This is a genomic window from Thalassotalea sp. PP2-459, from assembly GCF_001913705.1.
Lineage (GTDB): Bacteria > Pseudomonadota > Gammaproteobacteria > Enterobacterales > Alteromonadaceae > Thalassotalea_C > Thalassotalea_C hakodatensis.
In genome coordinates this window covers 1-3606 of the sequence record NZ_MKQD01000062.1, presented here as the reverse complement: position 1 = coordinate 3606, position 3606 = coordinate 1, and the positions used below count along the sequence as shown (strand labels likewise).

Here is a 3606-nt window from a genome sequence, read left to right as displayed (position 1 = left end):
TTGATGTAGAACAACTATACCTGCACACGTTTCGCTTATTCTCCCACCTCTGACATCGCTCTGAACTGACTTAATCTTTATGCGAATTGGTATTGAACAATGTGCTGTAATTAACTTATATCTTGAATCAAACGTTGCATTTGGAAACCCTTTAAATGCTTGTCTTAATTTTTGTCGTAAAATTTGCAAATTGTTATCTACGGGAAATCCTTGAATTACTATGCAACTTTCAGATGCCGTAACACCATTAAAGTTAATTGCTATCGGTGGACACTCTGCCATTACGTGATTAAATACCTTAATATAATCATCAATATTTATCGTAGATAAAGTAAAACCTTCAATACACGAAATAATCGAAAGAATTGTTACATGTAAATCAGTACGAGGGTAAAAATATTGTTCTGGTTCAATATTGTTTACTGCGGTTAAAAATTTACTGATTTTATCAATGACTTGCTTGTTGTTTTTGTCAAGATAAGCAAGTGCAGTAATGCCACGCCTCGTATCTTGTAATGATAATGATTTATGATCTTCTACTTAATGAATTAACGTAGCTCACTAAATATTAACGACATAAGCACTGATAAAGCAAAATGTTGCAATAAGAAAACCTAAAAATGGCACTTTAAACCAATATTTTTTTGCTAATAATAAGTAAGCACCACTTACAAGGATAGGGAGCCACATCAACCAAAGACTAGATTTCAAAAGTGACATATGTAAACAAATTAATGGTAAATAAATTAATGCAAACGTGATCAAGCCTACACTATGGCTTGCATTAAAACCTACCCACGCTTGCCAAAGGGTTGTTTCTTTTGTTATGACCGGCGAAGTACCTTTCATGGCTTCTGTTACTTCCGGTGCAAACGCATTAAATTTATTAGAATAAAAGGTATAAATAAGGTGCACACTGCCTAATAAACCAAATATAGCAGCACCTATGATTAATAATATTTGAGAAAGCATGTCATCATTCCTTTTGTAAAATCTAAAGTATTATTTATCAATTGTGCTTTGAAAGCTGTTTCCATTGCTGGAAAGTGCCAATAAAGAATACTCCACCAATGAATAAACAAATAGATGAACTAACAAACCAAAACGTTTGGCTATTTTCAGGAAACACAGGCATTAGAAAAACAAAAGCACCTGCACGCAGTAAAAAAATGCTACTGATAATAATGAGCACACACCTTAGAAACGGTAAAGGCTTTATCGCACCAGCGCCTGATAATCCATATAACGCCCAAAGACTCAACACAACAACAATAACAAAGGTAACTATTGTGGGATACCAATGCCCCTGTTCAGCCATTAGAGCCATTTGCTCTCCTGCACCTAACATTCGATACCATTCGCTACCGAAAACAATACAGCCAATGTGCGCCAGTGCAGCCCATATACAGCAAGTTGCTGCTATCAAGAGTAATTTATTGCTGGCTTGATTCGTCATTGGTTATTCCTTTAAAAATTAGAAATTTTAGGCTAGCAAAAATTATACGGTAATTACATGTTTAAAACGTTAGAAGGTGTAACAATCAGCAAGAATAAGATGTAAGGTTTAGTAGAAGATAAAAGAATTGTTGTGTTCAATAACTCAGTCAAGCATTTCACCAGTATAAATTTACTGGTGAAACACATATAACGTTAGTCGCCTTGAAGGTCATTGGTATAATACGCTGCGTATGCCAGCGTGCTCAAAGAAAAGTACAAAGCAGCAAGTACAAATAACACTTTAAATAACAAAAGACCTGCTGACATAACAAAATTTACCGCGAGTACGGTAAACAACACTGCCCCTACGGCAGAAAATAACGCTCGAAATAAATTTTCATTTTCAATTAACAAATCGTTATTCGCATTTCCCATCTTCACTTCCCCTTCTAACTTGTTACAATTTTTCATTATTATTATGTAATAGGCTTTTTAGATGCCCAGATTATTATTTAAACATTTATTTAATATTTTTCAAGCGTAATGTTTGTTTTTTCAACAAAAATGATTTGTATAATGTGAATACTCCGAGTATTTAAACTTTTCAGGGCGGTAAAATAATACACTTCGCGTTACGGTTTTTATACCTAGCGTGAAGAATGCTCTTTAGCGCTCAAAAACCGATGATCACTTTCTGAGTTTGGTAGCTGGCATGTATCATATTGACCGAATAACGCATATCGATTAAGTGCTATACGATCATAAAGCCAATTTCTTATTCTTTTAGGAATAATTTTACCTACAGACAATATTCGCCACGGAAACCCAAGTTTGTTTATAACATGAAAAAATGCATCACTTTTATCGAAATAATGATTATCTTCAACATACAACATTGTATCAAAGTGAGCAGTTGCAAGATTGAAATGCGCTAGTATTTGCTGTCCTTCAGGTGATTGTACGCTGCATAATTTAAAATGCTGCTGTTTATCGTACTTGATAATAAATTGACACCAAGCATTACATAACTTGCAAACACCATCGAATAAAATCACACGATCATCGGCACCAATATTAGGAGGATATTTTTCAGCGTTCAAACTTTCTCCGTTATCTACTCATTGTTAAACTCGTCTTTTAACGCGTTAAGTATAATAAAACTAAAACCGATTAGAGCAATATTGGTGGTAACTGGATTAAATGCTTCAATAAGCAGTTGAGGCTGAAATATCGCAACAAAGATTAATAAGCTAGAAAGCCCAAGAATGTTTAATAACACTATATACTTATTACGGTAGTAAACAAAAAATACCATGCCAAAAATAACTTCGCTCACACCCGCTAATTTTGTCACTAAATAAGAAAGTTCATTTGAGAGACCAATGCTTGCAGTCATGACTTTCTCTAAAGGGGATATATGCACAAGTTTTGGGAATATTCCATGATATAACCAACTAAACGTAATGATGAATCTTGCAATTTGTATTGATGTCAAAGCTAACCTCATTGTTTTAACAGAGTTAATTGGCTTTTAACCGCCAATGTATCCCATAATAAATGGCTGCGCCGATCAGTCCACTATACAGGCAAATCTTATGTAATATAGGCACTGACATTAAATCTAGAAAGGGGTTCGCGAGAATAATAGGAAAAAATGGCTCGACATCAATATGCATTATACTATCAAGTAAAACATGGCTAAAGCTGCCAATAAAAGCACTGAGGAATACAACCCACCAGACAATTGATATAGGATTTTCGTGTTTAGAGATCCTTAATATTTTTAAACCAAATTCAGATAGATACTTTCCTGTTAGGGCAGAAAATATCGCAATCAATACCGCGTCAACATAAGTATGAGTGAAACCGTGTAAATGCCCTTCGCCGGTAATCATCACTATTAACGGTTGAATATCCATCACAATTTGAGCCCAACCAAAAACCATCAAACTAAAACTACTTTGTAAAATAGCTTTAATGAAAATTCCTGGCCCCATATGTATCGGTGTAAAAGGCATTATGAATACCTATTGTTGCGAAAAATTGAGGTTATTTTTTAATCATCATTGATATAATGTCCACTTCCCCATTAATGACACAGTTCTAAATTAGAATTTTCCAGTTTTTCTCGGTAAGCTGCCGGCGGCAGGTTACCCAGACTCTCATGTG

Annotated in this window: 6 protein-coding genes and 1 pseudogene; all 7 read right to left on the bottom strand. The window is 34.6% G+C overall.

The features are described 5' to 3' along the window. Positions 1–282, bottom strand: a pseudogene (locus tag BI291_RS18505) (hypothetical protein); the annotation flags it as partial. A 279-nt stretch (positions 283–561) separates the two neighbouring features. Beyond that, positions 562–972 (bottom strand): hypothetical protein, encoded by a 411-nt coding sequence (locus tag BI291_RS14740; RefSeq protein ID WP_074499537.1) that lies wholly within the window; start codon positions 970–972, stop codon positions 562–564. 37 nt (positions 973–1009) lie between these two features. Beyond that, entirely contained in the window at positions 1010–1456 is a 447-nt protein-coding gene (locus BI291_RS14735) for a hypothetical protein (protein ID WP_074499536.1), read from the bottom strand. Between the two features lie 194 nt (positions 1457–1650). Further along, entirely contained in the window at positions 1651–1872 is a 222-nt protein-coding gene (locus tag BI291_RS14730; protein ID WP_074499535.1) for a hypothetical protein, read from the bottom strand. A gap of 212 nt (positions 1873–2084) precedes the next feature. Then, entirely contained in the window at positions 2085–2537 is a 453-nt protein-coding gene (locus BI291_RS14725; RefSeq protein WP_074499534.1) for a thiol-disulfide oxidoreductase DCC family protein, read from the bottom strand. 14 nt (positions 2538–2551) lie between these two features. Then, positions 2552–2944, bottom strand: a complete 393-nt coding sequence (locus BI291_RS14720) for a DoxX-like family protein (RefSeq protein ID WP_074499533.1) — start codon at positions 2942–2944, stop codon at positions 2552–2554. 13 nt (positions 2945–2957) lie between these two features. Next, positions 2958–3455, bottom strand: coding sequence for a hypothetical protein (locus BI291_RS14715; protein ID WP_074499532.1), 498 nt, complete (start codon positions 3453–3455; stop codon positions 2958–2960). Between the last annotated feature and the right edge of the window lie 151 nt (positions 3456–3606).

What these genes read in the sequence shown, in the direction of transcription:
- BI291_RS14730 (WP_074499535.1), bottom strand. Translation starts at nt 1,872, where the DNA reads ATGGGAAATGCGAATAACGATTTGTTAATTGAAAATGAAAATTTATTT.
- BI291_RS14735 (WP_074499536.1), bottom strand. Translation starts at nt 1,456, where the DNA reads ATGACGAATCAAGCCAGCAATAAATTACTCTTGATAGCAGCAACTTGC.
- BI291_RS14715 (WP_074499532.1), bottom strand. Translation starts at nt 3,455, where the DNA reads ATGCCTTTTACACCGATACATATGGGGCCAGGAATTTTCATTAAAGCT.
- BI291_RS14720 (WP_074499533.1), bottom strand. Translation starts at nt 2,944, where the DNA reads ATGAGGTTAGCTTTGACATCAATACAAATTGCAAGATTCATCATTACG.
- BI291_RS14740 (WP_074499537.1), bottom strand. Translation starts at nt 972, where the DNA reads ATGCTTTCTCAAATATTATTAATCATAGGTGCTGCTATATTTGGTTTA.